General features: G+C 61.1%; 26 protein-coding genes. 9 read left to right on the top strand and 17 right to left on the bottom strand.

Annotated elements, in window-relative coordinates; genetic code table 11:
• Window positions 1-728: 728 nt before the first annotated feature.
• The gene (locus tag BFQ01_RS13105) at window positions 729-1,493 is read left to right on the top strand and encodes an SDR family oxidoreductase (protein WP_053134501.1); all 765 of its coding nucleotides are present in this window, start codon (window positions 729-731) and stop codon (window positions 1,491-1,493) included.
• A 155-nt stretch (window positions 1,494-1,648) separates the two neighbouring features.
• Here the strand turns inward: BFQ01_RS13105 and BFQ01_RS13100 are convergent, their stop codons facing one another.
• From BFQ01_RS13100 to ureE, 5 genes are all read right to left on the bottom strand, one after another.
• Window positions 1,649-2,770, bottom strand: a complete 1,122-nt coding sequence (locus BFQ01_RS13100) for an AGE family epimerase/isomerase (protein WP_065925607.1) — start codon at window positions 2,768-2,770, stop codon at window positions 1,649-1,651.
• A gap of 125 nt (window positions 2,771-2,895) precedes the next feature.
• A complete protein-coding gene (locus tag BFQ01_RS13095; RefSeq protein ID WP_065925606.1) occupies window positions 2,896-3,468 on the bottom strand; it encodes a HupE/UreJ family protein in 573 nt (190 codons plus the stop codon).
• Window positions 3,469-3,490: 22 nt separating this feature from the next.
• On the bottom strand, window positions 3,491-4,105 hold the full coding sequence (gene ureG / locus BFQ01_RS13090) for an urease accessory protein UreG (RefSeq protein ID WP_012721947.1): 615 nt from the start codon (window positions 4,103-4,105) through the stop codon (window positions 3,491-3,493).
• Window positions 4,106-4,126: 21 nt separating this feature from the next.
• Window positions 4,127-4,801, bottom strand: coding sequence for an urease accessory protein UreF (locus BFQ01_RS13085; protein ID WP_065925605.1), 675 nt, complete (start codon window positions 4,799-4,801; stop codon window positions 4,127-4,129).
• Window positions 4,798-5,298 carry an urease accessory protein UreE gene (gene ureE / locus BFQ01_RS13080; RefSeq protein ID WP_065925604.1) on the bottom strand — a complete coding sequence of 167 codons (501 nt, stop codon included), beginning with the start codon at window positions 5,296-5,298 and terminating at the stop codon, window positions 4,798-4,800. The genes BFQ01_RS13085 and ureE overlap by 4 nt, the downstream gene beginning before the upstream one ends.
• A gap of 340 nt (window positions 5,299-5,638) precedes the next feature.
• Between ureE and BFQ01_RS13075 the strand changes: the two genes are divergently transcribed.
• Complete coding sequence (locus tag BFQ01_RS13075; protein ID WP_065925603.1) at window positions 5,639-6,160, top strand: C40 family peptidase; 522 nt, start codon at window positions 5,639-5,641, stop codon at window positions 6,158-6,160.
• A gap of 5 nt (window positions 6,161-6,165) precedes the next feature.
• Here BFQ01_RS13075 and BFQ01_RS13070 read toward each other — a convergent pair whose 3' ends face one another.
• Complete coding sequence (locus BFQ01_RS13070; RefSeq protein ID WP_065925602.1) at window positions 6,166-6,798, bottom strand: TetR family transcriptional regulator; 633 nt, start codon at window positions 6,796-6,798, stop codon at window positions 6,166-6,168.
• A gap of 163 nt (window positions 6,799-6,961) precedes the next feature.
• Window positions 6,962-7,333, bottom strand: coding sequence for a hypothetical protein (locus BFQ01_RS13065; RefSeq protein ID WP_065925601.1), 372 nt, complete (start codon window positions 7,331-7,333; stop codon window positions 6,962-6,964).
• 358 nt (window positions 7,334-7,691) lie between these two features.
• On the opposite strand from BFQ01_RS13065, the gene BFQ01_RS13060 reads away from it, so the two are divergent.
• Window positions 7,692-9,761 carry an AsmA family protein gene (locus BFQ01_RS13060; RefSeq protein WP_065925600.1) on the top strand — a complete coding sequence of 690 codons (2,070 nt, stop codon included), beginning with the start codon at window positions 7,692-7,694 and terminating at the stop codon, window positions 9,759-9,761.
• A gap of 345 nt (window positions 9,762-10,106) precedes the next feature.
• Window positions 10,107-11,084, top strand: coding sequence for a hypothetical protein (locus BFQ01_RS13055; protein ID WP_065925599.1), 978 nt, complete (start codon window positions 10,107-10,109; stop codon window positions 11,082-11,084).
• A 418-nt stretch (window positions 11,085-11,502) separates the two neighbouring features.
• Here the strand turns inward: BFQ01_RS13055 and BFQ01_RS13045 are convergent, their stop codons facing one another.
• Complete coding sequence (locus BFQ01_RS13045; RefSeq protein WP_027607715.1) at window positions 11,503-12,033, bottom strand: ferritin-like domain-containing protein; 531 nt, start codon at window positions 12,031-12,033, stop codon at window positions 11,503-11,505.
• 176 nt (window positions 12,034-12,209) lie between these two features.
• Here BFQ01_RS13045 and BFQ01_RS13040 point away from each other — a divergent pair, with 176 nt between their 5' ends.
• Window positions 12,210-13,100 (top strand): esterase/lipase family protein, encoded by an 891-nt coding sequence (locus tag BFQ01_RS13040; RefSeq protein ID WP_065925597.1) that lies wholly within the window; start codon window positions 12,210-12,212, stop codon window positions 13,098-13,100.
• Here the strand turns inward: BFQ01_RS13040 and BFQ01_RS13035 are convergent.
• Window positions 13,097-13,975 (bottom strand): DMT family transporter, encoded by an 879-nt coding sequence (locus tag BFQ01_RS13035; RefSeq protein WP_065925596.1) that lies wholly within the window; start codon window positions 13,973-13,975, stop codon window positions 13,097-13,099. The genes BFQ01_RS13040 and BFQ01_RS13035 overlap by 4 nt on opposite strands.
• A 97-nt stretch (window positions 13,976-14,072) precedes the next feature.
• Here BFQ01_RS13035 and BFQ01_RS13030 point away from each other — a divergent pair, with 97 nt between their 5' ends.
• From BFQ01_RS13030 to BFQ01_RS13020, 3 genes are all read left to right on the top strand, one after another.
• Window positions 14,073-14,861, top strand: a complete 789-nt coding sequence (locus BFQ01_RS13030; RefSeq protein ID WP_065925595.1) for an AraC family transcriptional regulator — start codon at window positions 14,073-14,075, stop codon at window positions 14,859-14,861.
• Window positions 14,862-14,932: 71 nt separating this feature from the next.
• Entirely contained in the window at window positions 14,933-15,232 is a 300-nt protein-coding gene (locus BFQ01_RS13025) for a PsiF family protein (RefSeq protein WP_065925594.1), read from the top strand.
• 190 nt (window positions 15,233-15,422) lie between these two features.
• Window positions 15,423-16,436: an AI-2E family transporter gene (locus BFQ01_RS13020; protein WP_065925593.1), complete on the top strand. Its 1,014-nt coding sequence runs from the start codon at window positions 15,423-15,425 to the stop codon at window positions 16,434-16,436.
• A gap of 83 nt (window positions 16,437-16,519) precedes the next feature.
• Here the strand turns inward: BFQ01_RS13020 and BFQ01_RS13015 are convergent, their stop codons facing one another.
• Window positions 16,520-17,788, bottom strand: coding sequence for an Hsp70 family protein (locus BFQ01_RS13015; RefSeq protein ID WP_065925592.1), 1,269 nt, complete (start codon window positions 17,786-17,788; stop codon window positions 16,520-16,522).
• A gap of 238 nt (window positions 17,789-18,026) precedes the next feature.
• Here BFQ01_RS13015 and BFQ01_RS13010 point away from each other — a divergent pair, with 238 nt between their 5' ends.
• Window positions 18,027-18,965, top strand: a complete 939-nt coding sequence (locus tag BFQ01_RS13010) for a DnaJ C-terminal domain-containing protein (RefSeq protein WP_065925591.1) — start codon at window positions 18,027-18,029, stop codon at window positions 18,963-18,965.
• Window positions 18,966-19,011: 46 nt separating this feature from the next.
• Here BFQ01_RS13010 and ureC read toward each other — a convergent pair whose 3' ends face one another.
• The 7 genes from ureC to urtE all read right to left on the bottom strand — a co-directional run bounded on the left by ureC (window position 19,012) and on the right by urtE (window position 24,207).
• A complete protein-coding gene (ureC, locus tag BFQ01_RS13005) occupies window positions 19,012-20,712 on the bottom strand; it encodes an urease subunit alpha (protein WP_065925590.1) in 1,701 nt (566 codons plus the stop codon).
• Between the two features lie 111 nt (window positions 20,713-20,823).
• Window positions 20,824-21,129 carry an urease subunit beta gene (locus BFQ01_RS13000; RefSeq protein ID WP_027607724.1) on the bottom strand — a complete coding sequence of 102 codons (306 nt, stop codon included), beginning with the start codon at window positions 21,127-21,129 and terminating at the stop codon, window positions 20,824-20,826.
• Window positions 21,126-21,659: a GNAT family N-acetyltransferase gene (locus BFQ01_RS12995; RefSeq protein ID WP_027607725.1), complete on the bottom strand. Its 534-nt coding sequence runs from the start codon at window positions 21,657-21,659 to the stop codon at window positions 21,126-21,128. The genes BFQ01_RS13000 and BFQ01_RS12995 overlap by 4 nt, the downstream gene beginning before the upstream one ends.
• 5 nt (window positions 21,660-21,664) lie before the next feature.
• Entirely contained in the window at window positions 21,665-22,177 is a 513-nt protein-coding gene (locus BFQ01_RS12990) for a GNAT family N-acetyltransferase (protein WP_065925589.1), read from the bottom strand.
• Between the two features lie 9 nt (window positions 22,178-22,186).
• Window positions 22,187-22,489: an urease subunit gamma gene (ureA, locus tag BFQ01_RS12985; protein WP_003171437.1), complete on the bottom strand. Its 303-nt coding sequence runs from the start codon at window positions 22,487-22,489 to the stop codon at window positions 22,187-22,189.
• Window positions 22,490-22,635: 146 nt separating this feature from the next.
• A complete protein-coding gene (locus BFQ01_RS12980) occupies window positions 22,636-23,475 on the bottom strand; it encodes an urease accessory protein UreD (protein WP_027607727.1) in 840 nt (279 codons plus the stop codon).
• Window positions 23,476-23,508: 33 nt separating this feature from the next.
• Window positions 23,509-24,207 (bottom strand): urea ABC transporter ATP-binding subunit UrtE, encoded by a 699-nt coding sequence (gene urtE / locus BFQ01_RS12975; protein WP_016972546.1) that lies wholly within the window; start codon window positions 24,205-24,207, stop codon window positions 23,509-23,511.

Genomic DNA, 24,207 nt, shown 5'->3' with positions numbered 1-24,207 from the left:
GTCAGCACACCTGAAACTGACACACCGCCATCGGGGGCAAGCCCCCTCTCACATTTGTTTTGTGTCGCCTGCAAGACCGATCCCAAATTGTGGAAAACAAATCCAGCCCCCCTCCAAAGCGCGACATATAGCCGCCGCAAATCCCTGTTTTGTCACACTTTTGACTTGTCCCCATTCACTGTGGAACCGGCTGTGGGTAACGTGGGAGTAGCTGGCTGAACCCCTTTAAAACCGTGGCTTTCAGCTGTGTGGTTGTTTTTTGATCAGTGGCTTTTTCGCGGCCGATCGAGGGGTTTGTCAACCTGTTTAAAGACACAGGTATATGACTGAAATATGTCCCGCCCGCCTGTGGATAAGTCTGTGACTAAACTCTGGAAAGACGGCCGCAGAGGCCGGAATGACTGGCCTGGAGCCATCGCTCGATTTGTCCCGCTGCCCCTGGGCCTACATACGCCTTCGTCCAGGTCAAGCAAAAAACTTTCTAAAATCGCCTGGAAGCCTTGTACACAGCGGCCTGAAGCGTTTTGCACTTGCCCCCAGAGACTGTGGGCGCAGCTGTGGATAACCTGCGCGCATATGGCTGCAAGCCACGGTTCATAAGGCTTTGGTCTGAATGATTAAAAAATGACCAGTCGTGCATGAAGTTCTGTGCATGGCGGTTGCCGCAACCGCGGCGTAAGGGCATTCTGCTGGCTGATTTTTTTCCCGATGCCCGCAAGGAGAACACCATGTCCAACACGCTGTTTATTACTGGCGCCACCTCAGGTTTTGGCGAAGCCTGCGCCCGTCGGTTTGCCGAGGCCGGCTGGAAACTGGTGCTTACCGGTCGTCGTGCCGAGCGTTTGAATGCGCTGGTCGAGGAGCTTTCCAAGCAGACCGAAGTGCACGGCCTGGTGGTGGATGTACGGGATCGCAAAGGCATGGAAGACGCGATCGCCAACCTGCCGCCATCGTTCGCCACCCTGCGCGGGCTGATCAACAACGCCGGCCTGGCCGTGGGCACTGACCCGGCGCCCAAGTGCGACCTCGACGACTGGGAAACCATGGTCGATACCAACATCAAAGGCCTGCTGACCACCACCAGCCTGCTGCTGCCGCGCCTGATCGCCCATGGTCGTGGCGCCGGGATCATCAACCTGGGCTCCATCGCCGGCAGCTACCCGTACCCGGGCAGCCATGTGTATGGCGGTTCCAAGGCGTTCGTGAAGCAGTTCTCCTTGAACCTGCGCTGTGACCTGCAGGGCACCGGCGTGCGTGTGACCAACATCGAGCCGGGCCTGTGCGAAAGCGAGTTCTCCCTGGTGCGCTTCGGCGGTGACCAGGCGCGCTACGACGCCACCTACGCCGGTGCCGAGCCGATCCAGCCGCAGGACATTGCCGACACCATCTTCTGGGTGCTGAACACGCCGGCGCACGTCAACATCAACCGCCTGGAACTGATGCCGGTGAGCCAGACCTGGGCTGGGTTTGCGATTGAGCGGGGGGCCAAGTAAGGCTCTAGACCGCGTTGCTGCCATCGGGGGCTTGGCGAATCGTCGCACCGCCCCTCCCACATTTGACCGTATTCACAAATCTGAATGTGTGAACACGGTCCAATGTGGGAGGGGCGGTGCGACGATTCGACTTGCTCCCGATGAGGCCCAGCAGGTCACCCGAGATGCTGGATCAGCCCCTGGTAGCAGGTTGCCAAATGATACGGTGTGGTCGATGGCATATCCCGTCGGCTCACCGCGCCGTTGGCATCCAGGCATTCATGCCAGCCTTTCTCATGCAGGAAATGCTGTTGCAGCGCCAGCAGTTGGCGCTGCAGCACCGCCTCACTGCCAGGGCGCAAGGTCAGTGCCCGCAGGTACTCGGCCTGGGCCCAGATACGCTGGGTGCCGTCGCGCACGCTGCCGTCGAGCGCCAACATGCCGCTAACCGCTCCGGTCGCGCCGTCCACACCCTTGTGCTCAGCGTAGGCAAACGCCCGCGTCAGTGACGCATGCAGCGGGGTGCCGCGCAGCACGGGCGACGATTCGAGCAAAAAGAACCACTCGAACTGGTGCCCCGGCTCAAACCAGTTATCCACAGCGCCCAGCGGCTTTTCCATCATCACGCCGTGCCGGCGGTCGATGAAACGCTGCTGCATGGCCGTCGCCAAGGCCAGCAGGGCCGCTTGCACAGGGGCATCCTCGCGCACCGCAAGTGTGGCGAGGAAACCTTCGGCCAGGTGCATCAACGGGTTTTGCAGCGGGCCGGACTGGAGGGACGACCAGTTGCGTTCCAGCACCGCCTCGTACAGGCCGTCTTCGGTGGCGAAGCGCTGGGCCACGACTTCGAGGGCGGCGTTCAGCACCGATTCCACCAGCGGTTCACGCACCTTGGCCCAGTAATGGGCGCAGGCAAAGATGATGAAGGCGTGGGTGTAGAGGTCTTTTCGCTTGTCCAGCGGCTGGCCGGCGGGGTCGACGCTGTAGAACCAGCCGCCGTGTTCGGCATCGTGGAAATGCCGTTGCAGGGAGCGGAACAGCACCGCCGCGCGCTCTTCAGCGAAGGCCGCCCCTGGCTCGCCGATCAGGCTGGCGAACAGGTACAACTGCCGCGCGCAGGCCATGGCGCGGTAGCGTTGCGGGGGCAGTGGGCGGTGATCGGCGTCCAGCGCCTCATAGGGCAGCGCCAATTCGGCATTCCAGCCCGGGCCCTGCCAGAGCGGCACGATCAGGGTGTGGAAGTGCGTGAGCACGGCATTCAACGAAGGCTGGGGGGCGGAGCTTGGAGCGATGGGCATCGGCTGGCGTCGTCACGGCAGGGGTGTAGGCGCGCATGGTAGCAGAGGGGCAGCTTTAAGTTGTGAGCTGCAAGCTGCAAGTAAGAGCGGTTCGGCTTTTACTTGCAGCTTGCAGCTTGCGACGTTTAGCTGGCGAGCAGCCACACCCCAGTCGCCGCCGAAGCCGCTCCGGCAATCCGCACCAACGGTGCCGCTGCGGCCGGCAACCAGCGCACCAGCGTATACCCGGCCGCGTGCAGTGCAGCGGTCGCGCCGACAAAGCCGGCGGCATACGCCCAAGGGCTCGACATGTCCGGCAGCTCCAAGCCATGGGCCACACCATGGAACAACGCAAACAACGCCGTCGCACCCATGGCCATGAACAACGGCGGACGCACCGCCAGTGCCACCGCCAGGCCCAGGGCCAGCACCGAGGCGGCGATCCCGCTTTCCAGTGCGGGCAATTGCAGCCCTTCGAAACCCAGCACGCCGCCCATCAGCATGGTGCCGACAAAGGTGCACGGCAGGGCCCAGCGCGCGGCACCCTTTTGTTGCGCGGCCCACAGGCCGACCGCGACCATGGCCAGCAGGTGGTCGAGGCCGCCCAGCGGGTGGCTGATACCGGCCACCAGGCCGTTGTCGCCGTGGCCAGGGTGAGCGAAGGCCAGGGCGGGCGCGAGCAGCAGGGCGGCGGCTGCGAGGAATTTATTGAGGTTCATAAACAGGTTCCTTATGGGTTGATCAGGCGGCGGTCAGCAGGCCTTGGCGTTCGATGAAGGCGACGATTTCTTCCAGGCCTACCCCGGTTTTCTGGTTGCTGAACACAAAGGGTTTGCCGTTGCGCATGCGCTGGGTGTCGCTGTTCATCAGCTCCAGCGACGCGCCCACCAGCGGCGCCAGGTCGATCTTGTTGATCACCAGCAGGTCGGATTTGCAAATACCAGGCCCGCCCTTGCGCGGCAGCTTGTCGCCGGCGGACACATCGATCACATAGATGGTCAGGTCCGACAGCTCCGGGCTGAAGGTGGCCGACAAATTATCGCCGCCGGACTCCACCAGGATCAGGTCCAGGCCGGGAAAGCGGCGGTTGAGTTGGTCCACCGCTTCCAGATTGATCGAGGCGTCCTCGCGAATCGCCGTGTGCGGGCAGCCGCCGGTTTCCACGCCGATGATGCGCTCCGGCGCCAGGGCCTGGTTGCGCACCAGGAAGTCGGCGTCTTCGCGGGTGTAGATGTCGTTGGTGACCACCGCCAGGTTGTAGCGATCGCGCAGCGCGAGGCACAGGGCCAGGGTCAGGGCGGTCTTGCCGGAGCCGACCGGGCCACCGATACCGACACGCAGGGGTTGTGTGTTCATGTCTGATTCTCCAAAAAAACCTTAGGAACGGAACAGGCGGCTGTACTGGCGCTCGTGGGCCATGCTCGCCAGGGACAGGCCGAAGGCGGCGCTGCCGAAATGGTGGGGGGCGATGCGGACGGCGTCGTGCTGGGCCTGTTGCAGTAGGGGCAGCAGCTCGCTGGTCAGGCGCTGCGCGGCTTGCTGGCCCAGGGGCAGGGTTTTCATCAGCACGGCCAATTGGTTTTCCAGCCAGCTCCAGAGCCAGGCGGCGAGGGCGTCGTCGGCGCTGATCGCCCAGGCGCGCGCGGCCAGTGCCCAGCCCAGGGCCAAGTGCGGTTCGCGGCGTTGCTCCAGGAAGCTGCGGGCGTCGCTGTCCAGTTCCGGCAGGCCATTGAGCAACTGCTGCAGGGAATAACCCATCTGCCGACTTTCCTGATACAGCTCCCGGGTTTCGCGGCTGGCTTGATGCGCTTCGCACAGCTGCGCCAACGCTGGCCAGTCCTGCTCTGCAGCGGCGCGGCAATGGGCGAGCAACAGCGGGGCTTCGAAGCGCGCGAGGTTGAGCAGCAATTGGTCGCTGATCCAGCGCCGAGCGCTGGCGGCATCGTTGACGTGGCCGTTCTCCACGGCCATTTCCAGGCCTTGGGAATAGCTGTAGCCGCCAATCGGCAATTGCGGACTGGCCAGACGCAACAGCGCCCAGGCTGGGTTCATAGACGTACGCCGAACTGATGCAGCTTGGGCGGGTAGTTGAAATCTTCATCGCCATGCCGGGAGTGGTGGTGGCCGCCGCCATAGGCGCCGTGTTCCGGTTGGAACGGCGCCTCGATGGTTTCGGTGTGGGCGCCCAGTTGCTCAAGCATGGCCTTGAGCACGTAGTCGTCGAGCAGGCGCAACCAGCCATCCCCCACTTGCAAGGCCACATGGCGGTTGCCGAGGTGGTAGGCGGCGCGGTTCAGTTCAAAGGCGTTGCTGCAGGTGACATGCAACAGGTGTTCAGGGCGGGCGCACACGCGTACGACACGTCCGTCTTCGGCTTGCAGGAATTCGCCATCGTGCAACGGCGGCTGGCCGCGCTCCAGAAACAGGCCGACGTCTTCACCGTCGGCACTGAAACAGCGCAGGCGGCTCTTGCTGCGTGCTTCGAAATTCAGCAGCAGCTCAGCGGCCCAGAGGGCTTGGGGGGCGATTCGGCGGTGGATCACCAGCATCAGGAAGCTTCCAGCTATGAGCGATGGAAGTGCTAGAGCAAGGGGCTTGCCAATCAGGTATTGATGTAGGAATTCTCTGTCGGTGCGCAAGGAGTTGCCACTGAATAGGGCGGGGCTGAGTACTGCGAGTGCTTAATGTTGGTGCTCTGTCGGATATTGAGCACTTAAATGGGGCGTTTTTTGTTGGCGAGTGGTGTTTATCACATCAAGTTCCTTCCGTTTTTTTCGTATATGGAATTTTCGGATTTGTCCTACTGGATGTAAGGATTCGGCGTTCATCTGCTTACGCGCCAGACCGTTAGGATTTGCGCCGTGCTAAACATCCACGGCGAGCTCCAGTATGTTCAAATCAATTGTGTGTTTATTCATTTTCAGTCTTTACCTGGTCACTCCCTCGTCCTCGGCCAATATCAAGCCGCGCGGGGTAGCCCCTCTCGAGATCGCGACGCCCCTGCAGTCGCTGCAAAAACGCCCAGCCATCGACAATGTGATCGACCGCGCCCATCAATTGCTGGGTACCTCGTATAAATGGGGCGGGAACACGGTGGAGCAGGGCTTCGACTGCAGCAGCTTGCTGGTCTACCTGTTCAGGACCGAAGCCAATATCCGTATACCCCGCACCACGGCGGCGATGCACCGTTCAAACGCCATGACGATCAAGCGTAACGCGCTCAAACCTGGGGATGCGGTGTTCTTCAAAGGTAATGGGCGCAGTCAGGTCAGCCATGTCGGCCTTTATATAGGCGAGGGCAAATTCATTCATTCGCCGCGCGCCGGCAAGACGGTGCGAATCGACTCGCTGAACAATCGCTACTGGAACAAGAACTACAGTACCGCCAAGCGCTTTCACTCGGCGGGCTAGCCGGCTTACTCCGTACTGCCCAGGCCTTGCCAATGCTTGAGGCCGATAAAGATAAAGCGCAGCTGCTGGGTGATTTTCGCCTGGGGCGTGAGGTGGGCAGGCAAGGCCTGGGCCGGTGGGTCAATGATGTCGGGAAGGGTGGCGAACACGCTCTTGACGATCAGGTCGGCCATTACATGCAGGCCATCGGCGTCCAGGTGCTGCAACTTGGGCATCAGGGCCAGGTCGGCCGCCAGGTCGCGGGTGATGTCTTCACGCAGGGCACCGATGGCTTGGCGCACCGCCAGGCAACCGCCGTATTGCTCGCGGGCCAGGAACAGGAATTGCGAGCGGTTGGCCGAGACCACATCGAGAAAAATCCGCACTGAGGCATCGATAATGCCGCCCATCACGAATTCGTTGTGGCGCACCAGGCGAATGGTGGCGCGAAAGGTCTGGCCCACCTCACTCACCAATACAAGTCCAAGCTGGTCCATATCGGCAAAGTGGCGATAGAAGCCGGTGGGGACAATGCCTGCGGTCTTGGCCACTTCACGCAGGCTCAGGCTGCCAAACCCACGGCCACACTCCATCAGATGGCGGGCAGCGTCCATCAGGGCGAGGCGGGTCTGTTGCTTCTGTTCGGCACGGGGCAGCATGGGCGGGCGGGCTTTGTCGGCAAGTACAGCGACGCACTCTAGCAAAACAGCTTCATTGACGTCGAACTTGGCGGGGAATAGGTGGGGAGTGTTGCGTGACAGGCGCTACAAAAAGTCAAAAGCCCGGTCGGCAGATCGGGCTTTTTTCTGGGCCACCACAGGGTCAGCTCTGAGCTTGATGCAGTTCTTGCAGGCGATCAGCACCACCTTCGGCAACACCTTCGGTGTAGGCACGTTCGTTGGCTTGTTCCGCACCACCTTCAACCAGGCCTTTCTGTTCCAGGCGATCACGGCCACCTTCGGCAACACCTTCAGTGTACGCACGCTTGTTGGCGTGTTCCGAACCGTTTTCAGCGACAGCACCTTTGGCGTAGTCACGGTTCTCGTCTTCTTGCGAACCGCTGCGGGCCAGGGTCTGGTTGAAGTGAACGGCGTCAGCCTTGGCTTGTGGGGTAACCTGTTCGGCGGCTGGCAGGGCAAAGGCGCTGGAAGCCAGGATGGATAACAGGACGGTAGCGAGTACTTGGCGTTTCATGATGGGTTGCTCCTTGGGAGGGCGATAAAGTGAGTACAGGGCTAATGCTACTCTCGATAAGTCGATATAAAAGTTCATAAACACAATGGTAATAATCAACAGAATTGATTGTTCGTCAGGGAGGCTCTAGATCGGGCCTCTCAAGCACGCGGTTTTGCACCGAGGTGGGTATTTTCGACACGAACCCGGGTAACAATGGTGCGCCGTGGATGATCGAATCTGTCGAAACGGTCAGGAAAGCAGGTTTTCAAGGGTAAATCGGAGATTGGGTTAAACCCACGAGCGGTTTGCCAGTCGTAGTTTTATAAGCTGTCCTACAGGTGTTGGTTCAGCCGGTCGTATTCAGGAGTCCTGTGCAATGACGCGCACTCGTAAAATCGTCATGTGGAGCTGCGCCAGCTTCGTTGTGTTAATCGCTGTGGTGGTACTGGTCCTGGTGTTCTTTGACTGGAACCGCATCAAACCGCCCCTCAATGCCAAAGTCTCCGAAGAACTGCATCGCCCGTTTGCCATCAACGGCAACCTGGCGGTGGTGTGGGCACGTGAGCCGGACGAAGGCGGCTGGCGCGCCTGGGTGCCGTGGCCCCATGTGATTGCCGAGGACCTGACCCTGGGCAATCCCGACTGGTCAAAAAAACCGCAGATGGTCACGCTGAAAAAGGTCGAGCTGCGTATTTCGCCGCTGGCGTTGCTGGTGCAGCGCGTGGTGATCCCCCGTATCGACCTCACCGAACCGAGTGCCGAGTTGCAGCGCCTGGCCGATGGCCGCGCCAACTGGACGTTCACGTTCGACCCCAAGGACCCCGACGCCGAACCTTCCAACTGGGTGGTGGACATCGGCGCCATTGGGTTCGACAAGGGCCACGTGACCCTCGACGACCAGACCCTCAAGACTCAGTTGGACGTGATCATCGACCCCCTGGGCAAGCCGATCCCGTTCGGCGAAATCGTCGGCGACGCCGATGCCAGGAAGGCCCTGGAAAAAGGCTCCGCGCCCCAGGACTATGCGTTCGCCCTCAAGGTCAGGGGCCAGTACCACGGCCAGAGGCTCGACGGCAGCGGCAAGATCGGCGGCCTGCTGGCCTTGCAGGACGCGGCCAAGCCGTTTCCGCTGCAAGCCCAGGTCAAGATTGCCGATACCAGCATCGCATTGGCGGGCACCTTGACCGACCCGTTGAACCTCGGCGCCCTGGACCTTCGCCTGAAACTGTCCGGCAGCAGCCTGGGTAACCTCTACCCGCTGACCGGCGTCACCTTGCCGGATTCGCCGGCCTACTCCACTGACGGCCACTTGATCGCCAAGTTGCACGAGGCCAGCGGCGCGTCATTCAGCTACGAAAACTTCAACGGCAAGATCGGCAACAGCGATATTCACGGCAACCTCGCCTATGTCGCCAGCCAGCCACGTCCCAAGCTCAGTGGTGCGTTGGTGTCCAACCAATTGCTGATGAGCGACCTCGCCCCCCTGATCGGTGCCGACTCCAACGCCAAGCAAAAAGCGCGTGGCGGTGAGAGCAAACAGCCGGCGACCAAAGTGCTGCCGGTGGAAGAGTTCCGCACCGAGCGCTGGCGCGACATGGATGCCGATGTGGAATTCACCGGCAAACGCATCGTGCACAGTGCCGAATTGCCCTTCAACGACCTGTACACCCACCTGGTGCTCAACGACGGCGAACTGAGCCTGGAACCGCTGCGATTCGGCGTCGCCGGCGGCAAGCTCGATGCGCAGATCCGCTTGAATGGCCGCACCACACCGATGGAAGGCCGCGCCAAACTGACTGCACGCAACTTCAAGCTCAAGCAGTTGTTCCCCACCTTCGAACCGATGAAAACCAGCTTCGGTGAACTCAACGGCGATGCCGATCTTTCCGGGCGCGGTAACTCCGTTGCGGCGCTGCTGGGCAGCTCCAACGGTGACCTGAAGATGCTGATCAACGACGGCGCCATCAGCCGTGGCCTGATGGAAATTGCCGGGCTCAACGTCGGCAACTATGTGGTGGGGCGCCTGTTCGGCGACAAGGAAGTGAAGATCAACTGCGCGGCGGCGGATTTCGGGATCAAGACCGGCCTGGCAACCACGCGCTTGTTTGTGTTCGATACCGAGAACGCGATCATCTATATCGATGGCACCGCCAACATGGCCACCGAGCAGTTGGACTTGACCGTCACACCGGAATCGAAGGGCTTCCGCCTGTTTTCCCTGCGTTCGCCGTTGTACGTCAATGGCCCGTTCATCAAGCCCAATGCGGGTGTAAAAGCCATTCCCCTGGCCCTGCGGGGCGCGGGCATGGTGGCACTGGGTGTGATCGCCGGCCCGGCAGCGGGTCTGTTGGCGCTGGTGGCACCGAGCGCCGATGCGCCGAACCAGTGTGCACCGTTGTTGCAGCAGATGAGGGAAGGCAAGGCGCCGAAGACGGTGAAAGGCTGATCGTTGAAATTGTCAGAAAGGGCGACCCTTTGGTTAATGCCAGTCAGTTAAGCGTACATCGCCTCCTGTAGGAGCGAGCTTGCTCGCGAAAAACGTCAACGATAACGCGCGCTTCCTGAATGAACGCGGCGCCTGTGAGTTTTTCGCGAGCAAGCTCGCTCCTACAAAAAGCCTTAACTGACTGGCATTAGACCCTTTGGTCGCCTTTTTTATCGGGGCGCCGTAAGTATGATCCTTGTCTTGTGTAGCTCATTTCTGAAGCGCTAAAACCGCCCCTGTTTCCCCTTACACCTCCTGGGTTGCCTTCCTATAGTCGACCGCCACAGTCACTTGGAGGTGTAATCCATGCAGGGAGCCTACGCATTTATCAATGAGCGACCACAGCCGTATCCACTGCTCAAGCTCAGTCTTTCTCTTAGCCCTTATACGCAAACAAAGTTCGACATCGTCAACCAACACATCCGCAATGTGGTGGTCTTGCCGGGGCAGTTGGTGATCATTCCTGATGCGCGTACGGCGTCTTGCACCGCTGAAGAAGCGCAACTGATGCGCGCTGCGCAGAACATAAAACATGCGTTGCTGGCGCATTCCGCAACCGATCAGTTTTTGATCAAAAACTACGATCTACTACAGATCATCATGACCAATGCTTCGATCGGTGTCGGGAGTGCCAGCAGTGCCTGGAGTAAGCATCTTGCGGCAGTCGAGAGGACACTCCACGAAATCGACGCTTTGCATAAGCAGTACTTGAGCAAGGGTACAACGGCCGCGAGGGATGAGTTTCTGGCTAAACGCAGGATGTTGTTTGCAAAGCTGGAGGAGCAGCTCTCGGGTATGGCTCGTTTTGGTACGGGCCTGAAAAATGAAGGGTCGATAAAAAAGATGTTGGGTATTTCTACTAAAAGCTATTGGCATCACGGTGAAATTCGTAAGTACGAAGAGACAGTCAAGCGCATCGCCAAAGCATCACAGATGTTGAAAAAGGGTACTTATATCGGTATCGCACTGGATGTTGGAGCGACGGCCTTGGAAATAACGGAGGCATGTTCCACCGGGCGCGAGCAGGAATGTACTCGGGCGAAGTTTGTGGAGGGAGGGAAGCTGGTGTTAGGAGTTGGTGGCGCCGCTTACGGGGGGTACGCAGGAGTGGGACTTGGGGTTGCCGTATGTGCAGCAGTTTTTGCCATACCTACCGCCGGAGCGAGTGCGCTAGGCTGCGCCATAGTGGGCGGGGCCATTGGTGGCCTCGCCGTGGGTGCTTTAGGAAGCCACACGGGTGAGCAAATAGGAACCCGCCTTTATGAAGTTTCAGGGGGGGAATGATGCCAGAGTCCATCGGTATGTGGTCGGGTGTGTTGATGTTGCTGAGCGTTCCCTTAAATTTATATGTCATCTATACAAGGCTTGAAGAGGCTGAAGACTATCTCAAGTTCAGTTCATTCATAGTGACGTTCAAATACAAGTTTGGATTCGGACCGTTTGGTGGGAAGTTGAAACGTCTCTTCGCTATTGCCCCTGTCATCCTTATGCCGAGGCTTTTTCAATGGAGATACCTCGTACTCGTTGAGGATGTGAAACGTATTCCAAGAAGTCTCAAGCTTTGGATTGTAGTTCCCTACCTGCTAACTATGTCTTCCTTCGCTGGAATGGCCCTGTCTTGGTTTCTGACTGGATAACGGTCATGGCAGAAAAAGTGGGGAGAGCCGGTTAACCAACTCTCCCCACCTTTTTGCGCCGCTATTTACAGGCTTTCGAGGATGTCGGCCATATCGTCCGCATGCTCTTCTTCCTGAGCCAGGATCTCTTCAAACAGACGGCGCGTGGTTGGATCCTTATCACCGATGTACTGGATGATTTCGCGGTAGCTGTCCACCGCGATCCGCTCGGCCACCAGGTCTTCGTAGACCATTTCCTTCAAGCTGTTACCGGCCACGTATTGGGCATGGGAGTTCTTCGACAGCAGGTCCGGGTTGAACTCCGGCTCGCCGCCCAGTTGCACGATGCGTTCGGCGAGTTTGTCGGCGTGCTCGGCTTCCTGGGTGGCGTGTTCGAGGAATTCCTGCGCTGCGACGGCAGCTTTGACGCCGCTGGCCATGAAGTAGTGGCGCTTGTAGCGCAGCACACACACCAGTTCAGTGGCCAGGGAGCCGTTGAGCAGGCGGATGATCTCTTCGCGGTCGGCGTCATAGCCCTCGGTCACGGCACCGTTTTCGACGTTCTGGCGGGCGCGGCTGCGCAGGGTCGCAACGTCAGTCAAGTTTGCTTCAGTCATCTCAATCTCCTGGGGCTAATCCGGTTTTACGCCACGCTCTGTCGGCGTGATCGCTCCCAGTTGTGAGTCACGGGCGCGGCAAAAAGTTTTATTGGATTTGCCAGGCGTGTCATCAGCGCGTCGCCGGAATTGGGCTAGCCTGCCATCATCCTTTCTTGATCAAGGACGTTCGCTTCATGTCGCAGTCGTTAGCCACGCGTTATCCCTTGGTGCTGGTGCCCGGCATGCTCGGGTTCGTGCGCCTGGGGTTTTTCCCTTACTGGTACGGCATTGTCCCGGCATTGCGGGCGGGTGGGGCGCAGGTGTTTCCCATCCAGGTGGCGCCGCTGGACTCCAGCGAGGTGCGTGGCGAGCAGCTGCTGGCGCAGATCGAGCGGATTCGCCTTGAGACCGGCGCCGACAAGGTCAACCTGATCGGCCATAGCCAGGGCGCGCTGACCGCCCGTTATGCGGCGGCCACGCGCCCGGAGTGGGTGGCGTCGGTGACGTCGGTGGCCGGGCCCAACCACGGTTCGGAACTGGCGGACCATATCCACGCCCATTATCCGGCCGACAGCGTGAAGGGGCGGCTGATGAGCGCACTGTTTCATCTGGTTGCAACGCTGATGAGCCTGCTGGAAACCGGTTATCGCGGCCCGCGCTTCAAGGCGGACTTGCAGGCGTCCCACCATTCCCTGACCAGCGCAGGTGTGGCGCTGTTCAACCGCAAGTATCCCCAAGGGTTGCCGCACACCTGGGGCGGGCACGGGGCGGAGGTGGTCAATGGCGTGCGCTACTACTCATGGTCCGGCACCTTGCAACCGGGCAAGACCGATCGCGGACGCAACCTGCTGGACGGGACGAATCGCAGTTGCCGATTGTTTGCCCGCAGCTTCGTGCGCGAGAAGGGCCAGTGCGACGGTATGGTCGGGCGCTGCAGCTCGCACCTGGGGCGGGTGATCGGCGATGACTACGCCCTGGACCACTTCGATATCGTCAACCAATCCATGGGCCTGGTCGGCAAGGGCGCCGAGCCTATCCGCCTGTTCGTCGAGCATGCCCAGCGCCTGAAGGCGGCCGGGGTTTAAGCCTGGCGGCGGACCGGTGTGGTCCAGCGCTCCGACAAAATCACCCCGCCCAACGTCAGCAAACCGCCCACCAGGTGATACAACGCCAATTCTTCCCTGAGCACCACGGCCGCAATCAATGCGGTAATCAACGGCAGCAGGTTGAAAAACAACGTGGTGCGGCTGGGTCCCAGGGTCTTCACCGAATGCATCCACGCCAGTGGCGCGAGCATCGAAGCCAGCAAGCACGCATAGAGCACCAGCGGAATATTCGTCCAGCCCAGGCCGGCTTTTGCCGAGAACAGAAACAGCGGAAACAGCACCACCACCGCCACCAGCACCTGCAAATACAGGAGCACCAGCGGCGGCAGGCGCAGTTGCCATTTTTTCAACAGGGTGCTGTAGACCGCGTATGCCAGGGTCGCGACCAGCATCATCGCATCGCCCAGGTTCACGCCGTGCTGCAGCAACGCGCCAAGGCTGCCGGCCGACACCACCACCACCACCCCGGCGAACGACAGCACCGCACCCGTCAGCGCGCCAAAGGTCAGGCGCTGGCCCAGGCTGATGATGGCCGCCGTCAACGCCATCAACGGCATCAACGACAGGATGATGCCCATGTTGGTGGCGCTGGTCAGCGAGGCAGCGTAGTACGCCAGGCTCTGGTACACCGCCATGCCCAGCACGCCGAGGATGCAGATTTTGCCCAGGTTCGGGCGGATCAGCGGCCAGTGGGCGATGACCGGCTTGAGCATGAACGGTGTAAACAGCAATGCAGCCAGTAACCAGCGGTAAAAGCCGATTTCAGCGGGGAAGATCGAACCCACGGCCAGTTTGTTGACCACGGTATTGCCGGCCCAGATAAAAATGGCCAGCAGGGGATACGCGTATTGCATCGAAAGAAACCAGATGTGTTGATGAGCCAGGATTATCCCTTGTCTGGATCGAAGCCTATACTGCGATCCAGACAAACGACCTCTGTATCCAGACAATATGGCCCGACACACCGTACGCCTTGCGGATTTTGGCAGCCTGCCAAGCCCCGTGTACTTCCGTTACTCCGACTTTGCCCCCGACACTGAGTGCACCCCGCACCAGCATGTCTGGGGTTCGCTGGACTACTCCGCCAGTGGCGTAATGCGCATGGAAGTGGCCGGCAACCGCTTTATGTCGCCACCGCAATACGCGGTGTGGATCCCACCCAATACCGAACACAGTTCCTACAACGCCGAGGCGATTGTCTACCGTTCGGTGGGCCTTTCGCCGCCGCTCTGCGAGCAATTGCCCCAGCAGCCCTGCACCCTGGCGATCAGCGACATCCTCAAGGCCATCCTCAGCGACTTCGCCCAGCGTGACGTCAACATCCCGCACTCCGACGCCGATATTCGCCTGGCCCAGGTGCTGGTCGATCAGCTCAGGCAGGCGCCGATCCACGAGGGTTTTTTGCCCTACGCCCGCCACCCCGGGCTGCTCGGCGTGTTGGAAGGCATGCAGGCCGACCCCGCTGACAACCGCCCCCTGGCGCACTGGGCCGAGCAGGTGCATGTCAGCGAGCGCACCCTGGCGCGACAATTTGTGCGCGAGCTGGGCATGAGCTTCGGCGAATGGCGCCAACGCTTGCGCTACCTTGCCGCCATCGAAGCCCTCGACAGCGAGCGCAGTGTGCAAAATGTGGCGTTTGACCTCGGCTACAGCAGCGCCTCGGCGTTTATCGCGATGTTCCAGCGCCAGGCCGGCTGCACCCCGGAGCAGTACCGGCGGACGAATATTCGCAGCCGATGAAGATGTAACAAGGTTTGGCTACACTGCTGGGTAGGCCGTGCCTCCCGGCACGGTAACAGGGAGAAAACTCCATGAAGATGCTGCGTATTCCGTTGTTGATGATGGGCCTGCTGCTGTGTTCCCAGGGCTTTGCCGCCACCGCCCAGCAAAACAAGATGACCACCTGCAATGCCGAAGCCACCACCAAGACGCTCAAAGGCGACGAGCGCAAGGCTTTCATGAAAACCTGCCTGTCGGCCCCGGCGGCCAATGATGCGAAGACGCTCACCCCGCAACAGCAGAAGATGAAGGATTGCAATGCGTCGGCGAAAACCAAGGCGTTGACCGGCGATGCGCGCAAGACCTTTATGAGCACTTGTCTGAAGAAATAATAGCCCCGGGCCATAGAAGGCTGCGACACTCGTACACAGCCCCCCTGTAGGAGCGAGCTTGCTCGCGAAGAACGCAATTACCCCGCGTTTATTCAGAATAAACGCGTTATCGTTGGCGACCTTCGCGAGCAAGAACTAGGCGTCCCCCTCGCTCCTACACATCCTTTAACGCCGTTCGTTTTGAGGCTGTATGCCAACGTTTTCTCAGCGTCACGTGTTATTGCTGGCCAGCTACATCATCATTTTCGGCGGGTTGCTGCTGGTACTGCCGCTGAAATTGCTGCCCAGCCTGCTGGCCGGCCTGTTGGTCTATGAACTGGTCAACATGCTCACCCCCCAACTGCAACGGTTGATCGAAGGGCGCCGCGCGCGCTGGTTGGCGGTGGCCTTGCTCGGCACCCTGATCGTCAGCGTGCTCGCCCTGATCTTCGCCGGCGCCATCAGCTTCCTGCTTCACGAAGCGGAAAACCCCGGCGCCTCCCTGGATAAATTCATGGGCGTGGTCGACCGCGCGCGTGGTCAACTGCCGCCGTTCCTTGATGCCTACCTGCCCGCCAGCGCGGCCGAGTTTCGCGTGGCTATCGGCGACTGGCTGAGCAAGCACCTGAGCGAACTGCAACTGGTCGGCAAAGACGCCGCCCACATGTTCGTCACCCTGCTGATCGGCATGGTGCTCGGCGCGATCATCGCCCTGCAGCGGGTGCCTGACCTGACCAAACGCAAGCCCCTGGCCGCCGCACTGTTCGACCGCCTGCACCTGCTGGTCCAAGCCTTTCGCAACATCGTCTTCGCGCAAATCAAGATCGCCGCGCTCAACACCGTCTTTACCGCAATCTTCCTGGCTGTGGTGCTGCCGTTGTGCGGCATTCACCTGCCGCTGACCAAGACCCTGATCGTGCTGACCTTCCTGCTCGGCCTGTTGCCGGTGATCGGCAACCTGATGTCCAACACCCTGATCACCATCGTCGCGCTGTCGCTGTCGATCTGGGTGGCGGTGGCGGCGCTGGGGTATCTGATCGTGATCCACAAGGTCGAGTACTTCCTCAACGCGCGCATCGTCGGCGGGCAGATCAGTGCAAAATCGTGGGAATTGCTCCTGGCGATGCTGGTGTTTGAAGCGGCGTTTGGTTTGCCGGGGGTGGTGGCGGGGCCGATTTACTATGCGTATCTGAAGAGTGAGCTGAAGCTCGGCGGGATGGTTTAAGAGCCGCTGTGAGTGACAAGCTTCAAGCTGCAAGCAGGAGCAGATTTGCTTTTACTTGCAGCTTGCAGCTCAACGCTTGCCGCTTAAGATCCGTACCGCTTGCTCGCCTCAATTGCCAAACCACTGCCGATACTGCCGAAGATATTCCCCTCCACATGCCGCGCATTCGGCAGCATGGCCGAGATGCTGTGGCGCAGCGCCGGGATGCCGCTGGAACCGCCGGTAAAGAACACCGTGTCCACCTGGGCCACCGCCACCGAAGCATCGGTGAGCAACTGCGTCACGCTGTTGCGCACGCGCTCCAGCAAGCCATCGATGGCCGACTCGAACAGTGCGCGGCTCAGGTCCACGCTCAACCCCGGCTCAACGCGGTCCAGCAGCACGTGGCGGTTGTCTTCGTGGGTGAGCTGGATCTTGGTCTCTTCCACTTCCATGGCCAGCCAGTGCCCGGCGCGCTGTTCGATCAGCTTGAACAGGCGGTCGATGCCGCCGGTGTCTTCGATGTCATAGCGCATGCTGCCCAGGGCCAGCTGGGATTTCTGCGAGTACACCGAGTTGATGGTGTGCCAGGTCGCCAGGTTCATGTGGTGGCTGGTGGGCATGTAGGCGCCGCTTTTCATGCGGCTGCCGTAGCCGAACAGCGGCATGATGCCGGCCAGGGACAGTTGCTTGTCGAAGTCGGTCCCGCCGATGTGCACGCCGCCGGTGGCGAGGATGTCGTCCTGGCGGTTGTCGTTGTGGCGGCGCTCCGGGGAGAGGCGCACCAGCGAAAAGTCTGACGTACCACCGCCGATGTCGACGATCAGTACCAGCTCTTCCTTCTCGATGGTGGATTCGTAGTCGAACGCGGCGGCAATCGGTTCGTACTGGAACGAGATGTCCTTGAAACCGATCTTGCGCGCCACGTCGACCAGGGTGTTTTCGGCCTCCTGGTCGGCCATCGGGTCGTCATCGACGAAAAACACCGGGCGGCCCAGCACCACTTCTTCGAACTCGCGGCCGGCGGTGGCTTCGGCGCGGCTCTTGAGTTGGCCGATAAACAGCGCCAGCAGGTCGGTGAACGGCATCGCCGTGCCCAAGACGCTGGTGTCGTGCTTGATCAACTTGGAACCCAGCAGGCTCTTGAGCGAGCGCATCAGCCGGCCTTCGTAGTTCTCCAGGTATTCGTGCAGGGCCAGGCGACCGTAGACCGGGCGGCGCTCCTCGAAGTTGAAGAACACCACCGACGGCAGGGTGATCTTGTCGTCCTCCAGCGCGATAAGCGTTTCCATGCCGGGGCGGATCCAGCCGACGGTGGAGTTGGACGTGCCGAAGTCGATACCGCAGGCACGGGCTGGGGATGGGTTTTTCATGTCTATCGGGTTCCGGTTGAAAAACGGCCGCGCAGTGTATGCCAGTCGAGGGCGGATGCGTAGGCCGACCATCCGTTAAATCGTGCTTGAAAGTTCGGCATTCGCCCCCACATCTGGTGCATACGGCAAGCGCCGATAACACTTTGACGCACCCCCAGGCCACAAGACTCAACAGGTGCAAACCAGCGCACGTTGTGCCCCGGGCTGTGCGATCTCGATTAAGGATGGTGAACCGCCGATGGATTTCAAAGACTACTACAAGATTCTGGGTGTCGAGCCGAGCGCCGATGACAAGGAAATCAAGGCTGCCTATCGCAAGCTCGCGCGCAAATATCACCCGGACGTAAGCAAGGAAAAAGACGCCGAAGCCAAGTTCAAGGACGCGTCCGAAGCCTATGAAGCGCTTAAAAGCGCCGACAAGCGTGCCGAATATGACGAGTTGCGCAAATACGGCCAGCATGGCCAGCCGTTCCAGGGCCCGCCAGGCTGGCAGAGCCGTGGCGGGTTTGGCGGTGGCCAGGGCACCGAGGATTTTTCCGACTTCTTCAGCTCGATCTTTGGCGGGCGTGGCGATGCCTTCGGTGGCGGCCAGCGTCGTCCAACCGGGCGTAAAGGCCAGGACGTGGAGATGCAGCTGTCGGTGTTCCTCGAAGAGACACTGTCCACCGAGTCCAAGCAGATCAGCTTCCAGGTGCCGCAATACGACGCCTCGGGCCGGCATGTCAGCAACACCACCAAGAGCCTGAACGTGAAGATCCCCGCCGGTGTCGCCGACGGTGAGCGTATTCGCCTCAAAGGCCAGGGCGCACCGGGTGTTGGCGGCGGGGCCAACGGTGACCTGTACCTGATCGTCAAGTTTGCGCCGCACCCCAAGTTCGAAGTGGATGGCGAAAACCTGATCATCAACCTGCCGCTGGCACCATGGGAATTGGCGCTGGGCGCGGAAGTGGCCGTGCCGACCCTGACCGGCAAGATCAACCTCAAGGTGCCGGCCGGCAGCCAGAACGGCCAGCGCATGCGCGCCAAGGGCCATGGTTTGCTGAACAAGGCCGGGCAGCGCGGCTTCCTGTACGTGCAGCTCAAGGCGGTGATGCCACCGGCAGGCGATGACGGCGTGAAAGCGTTGTGGCAGGAGCTGGCCAAAAAAGCCGCGTTCAATCCGCGCGAGCAGTTCTAAGGGGATTTGTGGTGAGGGCACAAGCTCCCTCACCACAGGTTTCAAGTCAGAACAGGAAATACCGCTGCGCCATCGGCAACACATCCGCCGGTTCACACCACAGCAGCACCCCGTCGGCCTTGACCTGATAGGTCTGTGGGTCCACCTCGATGTCCGGCAGGTAATCGTTGTGGATCAGGTCGGTTTTCTGCACGTCGCGACAGCCCTTCACCACCCCAATCTGCTTCTTCAAACCCAGGGCTTGCGGCAAGCCTGCGTCCAGCGCCGCCTGGCTGATAAACGTCAGGCTGGTGGCATGCAATGAGCTGCCGAAACTGGCGAACATCGGGCGGTAGTGCACCGGCTGCGGGGTGGGGATCGACGCATTGGCATCGCCCATCAGGCTGGACGCAATCGCGCCGCCCTTTAGGATCAGGGTCGGCTTGATGCCGAAAAACGCCGGACGCCACAGCACCAGGTCAGCCCACTTGCCCACTTCGATGGAACCGACGATATGGCTGATGCCATGGGTAATCGCCGGGTTGATGGTGTACTTGGCGATGTAGCGCTTGGCGCGGAAGTTGTCGTTGCCCGGGCCGTCACCGGGCAGGGCGCCGCGCTGTTTCTTCATCTTGTCGGCGGTCTGCCAGGTGCGCGTGATCACTTCACCGACGCGGCCCATGGCCTGGCTGTCGGAGCTGATCATCGAGAACGCGCCGAGGTCGTGCAGGATGTCTTCGGCGGCGATGGTCTCGCGGCGGATGCGGCTTTCGGCGAAGGCCACGTCTTCGGCAATACTCGGGTCCAGGTGATGGCAGACCATCAACATGTCCAGGTGCTCGTCGATGGTGTTGCGCGTGAACGGCCTTGTCGGGTTGGTGGAGCTGGGCAGCACGTTGGGAAAGCCGCAGGCCTTGATGATGTCCGGCGCGTGGCCGCCGCCGGCACCTTCGGTGTGGTAGGTGTGGATGGTGCGGCCCTTGAGCGCGGCCAGGGTGGTTTCGACAAAACCGGATTCGTTGAGGGTGTCGCTGTGGATCGCCACCTGTACGTCGTACTGGTCGGCGACGCTAAGGCAGTTGTCGATGCTGGCGGGCGTGGTGCCCCAGTCTTCGTGCAGCTTCAAGCCGATGGCGCCGGCCTTGACCTGTTCGATCAACGGCTCGGGCAAGCTGGCGTTGCCCTTGCCGGTAAACCCGATGTTCATCGGGAACGAGTCGCTGGCCTGCAGCATGCGCGCCAGGTGCCAGGGCCCGGAGGTGCAGGTGGTGGCGTTGGTGCCGGTGGCCGGCCCGGTGCCGCCGCCGATCATGGTGGTGACACCGCTGGTCAGCGCCTCTTCGATCTGCTGCGGGCAGATGAAATGCACGTGGGAGTCGATGCCGCCGGCGGTGAGGATCATGCCTTCGCCGGCGATCACTTCGGTGCTGGCGCCGATGGCCATGGTCACGCCGGGCTGGATATCCGGGTTACCGGCCTTGCCGATCGCGTGGATGCGGCCGTTCTTCAAGCCGACGTCGGCCTTGACGATGCCCCAGTGGTCGATGATCAGCGCGTTGGTGATCAGGGTGTCGACGACTTCATGGGCGAGCAATTGGCTCTGGCCCTGGCCGTCGCGGATCACTTTGCCGCCGCCGAATTTCACTTCTTCGCCGTAGACGGTGAAGTCCTGCTCGACTTCGACGAACAGCTCGGTGTCGGCCAGGCGGACCTTGTCACCGACGGTGGGGCCGTACATGTCGGCGTAGGCTTGGCGGCTGATTTTCATGTGTGTGCCCTGAAATATTTGTGTTGAATGTGAAATCGCTATCGGGGGCAAGCCCCCTACCACCTTTGGAATGCGTTCCCCTGTGGGAGGGGGCTTGCCCCCGATGAGGCCCTAAAGGTCGCCCATGATCCGCCCGGCAAACCCGAACACCCGCCGCCCGCCGCTCAAATCCACCAGCTCGACCTCACGGCTCTGCCCCGGCTCGAACCGCACCGCCGTGCCCGCCGGAATATTCAGGCGCATGCCGCGGCTCAATGGGCGGTCAAATGTCAGCGCATCATTGGTCTCGAAAAAATGGTAGTGCGAACCCACCTGGATCGGCCGGTCGCCGCTGTTGGCCACACTGAGGGTGACGGTGCGTCGGCCGACGTTGAGTTCGATCTCGCCAGGCTGGATCTGATATTCGCCAGGAATCATGCAGGTTGCCCCAGGGTCTTGAAGTAGATGGCGGTCGGGCTATAGCGCCCGTCCGGGCTTTGGCAGTAGTCGGGCAGTTCACCGATCTTGGTGTAGCGCAGCGACTGGTAGAAGGCTTCGGCAGGCGAGCCGGCTTCGGTGTCCAGGTACAGCAGGCCGCGCTTGTGCTGGCGCGCGGCGAGTTCCAGGGTGTTCATCAATTGTTGGCCCAGGCCGTGGCGCCGCGCGTTGCTGTGCACCAGCAGCTTTTGCACTTCGGCGCGGTTCAGGCCGTTGGCTTTCTGGCACAGCGCCAACTGCACGCTGGCGATCACCTGCTCATCGCGCACCACCACCCACAGCAACAGGCTGGCGTCTTCAATGCTCGCCTGTACCCCGTCCAGATAGGCACGGGCCTGGGCTTCATCGAAGTCGGCCATGAAACCCACCGACGCACCGTGCTTGACCGCATCCAGCAACAGCTCGATCAGGCCCCGACGGTAGTGGGCAAAACTTTCAGCATTGACTCGACGCAGTTGCGCGGCGTTCATCGAACTCACTCCTTGGGCGGTTGCGCGCCCGGATTCAATGTCAGTTGCATAAAGGTCAGGTCCAGCCAGCGGCCGAACTTGATGCCCACTTGGGGCATTTGCCCGGTGGTGACGAACCCCAGGCGTTCATGCAGGCGGATCGAGGCCAGGTTGCCGCTTTCGATGGCCGCCACCATCACATGCTTGCCACAGGTTCTGGCGCGTTCGATCAGGGCCTGCATCAGCCGTGGGCCAAGGCCCTTGCCGCGCTGGTCGTTGCGTACATACACCGAGTGTTCGACGCTGTAGCGGTAGCCTTCGAACGCGCGCCAATCGCCGAACGAGGCATAGCCGATCACTTGCTCATTTTCGGTCGCCACCAGAATCGGATAGCCCTGGGCCTGGCGTGCACTGAGCCAGGCCTGGCGGTTGCCGAGATCCACCAGTTGTTCGTTCCAGATCGCCGTGGTGTTGAGTACCGCGTCGTTGTAGATGTCGCGGATCGCCGGCAGGTCTTGCTCGGTTGCATCACGAATCATGGCCGTGCCTCACGCGATGGGTTGGTGGACGGTCACCAGCTTGGTGCCGTCGGGGAAGGTGGCTTCCACCTGGATGTCCGGGATCATTTCCGGGATGCCTTCCATCACCTGTTCACGGCTGAGCAGGGTGGTGCCGTAGTGCATCAGGTCGGCCACGGTGCGGCCATCGCGGGCGCCTTCCATCAAGGCTGCGGAGATATAGGCGATGGTTTCCGGGTAGTTGAGCTTCACACCGCGCGCCAGGCGCCGTTCGGCCACTAGGCCTGCGGTGAAGATCAGCAGTTTGTCTTTTTCCCGTGGGGTCAGGTCCATGGTTCAAGGTCCTTCAAAGAATGCATTCTTAAATACAACAGAGATCAAGTGTGGGAGGGGGCTTGCCCCCGATGGGGGGTGTCAGGCAATACATCTTTCACTGACCCACCGCCATCGGGAGCAAGCCCCCTCCCACATTTTGATCTTCATGTGCTCCATATTCGTGGTGAGACTGCTTCCCGTCCTAGCACCGCCGGGCGTAACAGTTTCCATAAATCAATCAACCACCCCCGCGCCAGCAGCGCTTCACTGGCCAGGCAGCGGGCGACCAGCAAACCGGGCAGTTGGGTCAGGTCGCCGCGCACGGCGTGGGGCAGGGCGCGGCAGTGTTCGAGTAATTCGGGCTCGATATCGCCGGTCACCAGCAGGGTGGCGAACACCGGTTGGCCGTCCAGGCCGATGGGCGAGTCGAGCAGGCCATCGGCGCCCACAATGCGCTGGCGCTCGTGCCAGAGCAACTGGCCGTCGCGGCGGATATCCAGGTGCGATTGAAAGTGGCCCAGGTCGAAGCGCTCGCCACTGGCCGGACGCCCCAGGGCGATCACGTCCCAGTAGAACAGCCGGGCATCGCCGTGCAGGTCGATGCGGGTGCTGAGTTCGGCCTGGGCGGCGCTGAACACAATGGTTTCCTGGGGCAGCCATTCCAGGGTCGCGCCGGCCTCCACGGTGAGATCAAGTTGCTGATACGCCGGGCCGCTGGCGCGATACCACTTCGCCGCGCCGGGGCTGGTCAATTGCGCCCACGCACCCTCGGCGACATGGGCGCGGATGTCCAGGCGGTCACCGCCGGCAATCCCGCCAGGCGGGTGCACGATGATGTGCTGGCACACCTCGGGGCCTTCGGCATACAGGTGCTTTTGCACCCGCAGCGGGCCAAGGTGACGGCGCATCACCGGGCGCGTGGTGTCGCCGAAACGCGCGTAGCCGAGGTCCAGCTCGGCGTGCCAGCTGGGGGTGAACAGGGCAGGGGAAACGGGCAGGTTCATGGTTTCTTGTGCTTATCGTCAGGACGCTACAGGTTAGATGGTAACCAAACCGCGCACACCCTCACTCTCCATATTTTCACCACGGCCCTGCTGCACGATTTCACCGCGCGACATCACCAGGTACTGGTCGGCCAGCTCGGCGGCAAAGTCGTAGAACTGCTCCACCAACAGGATCGCCATATCGCCGCGCGCCGCGAGCTTCTTGATCACGGCGCCGATCTCCTTGATCACCGAGGGCTGGATGCCTTCGGTGGGCTCATCGAGGATCAACAGGCGCGGGCGGCTGGCCAGGGCGCGGCCGATGGCCAACTGTTGCTGCTGGCCGCCGGACAGGTCGCCGCCGCGCCGGTGCTTCATTTGCAGCAAAACCGGGAACAGTTCATAGATAAACGCCGGCACTTCCTTGGCTTCGGCACCGGGGAAACGCGACAGCCCCATCAGCAGATTTTCCTCCACCGTCAGCCGCCCGAAAATCTCCCGGCCCTGGGGCACATAGGCGATCCCTGCGTGCACCCGCTGGTGCGGCTTGAAGCCGGTGATGGCCTTGCCCTCCCAGTTCACCGCGCCTTCCTTGGCCGGCAGCAAACCCATCAGGCATTTGAGCAGGGTGGTCTTGCCCACGCCGTTACGCCCGAGCAGGCAGGTGACTTCGCCGATCTTCACGTCAAAGGACAGACCGCGCAGGATGTGGCTACCGCCGTAGTACTGGTGCAGCTTGTCGACTTGCAGCAT

Origin of the sequence: Pseudomonas sp. 8 R 14 (genome assembly GCF_900005955.1) — a bacterium.
GTDB lineage: Bacteria > Pseudomonadota > Gammaproteobacteria > Pseudomonadales > Pseudomonadaceae > Aquipseudomonas > Aquipseudomonas marginalis.
The sequence above is the reverse complement of the archived record's forward strand: the minus strand, read 5'-3'. Positions and strand labels throughout refer to the sequence as shown.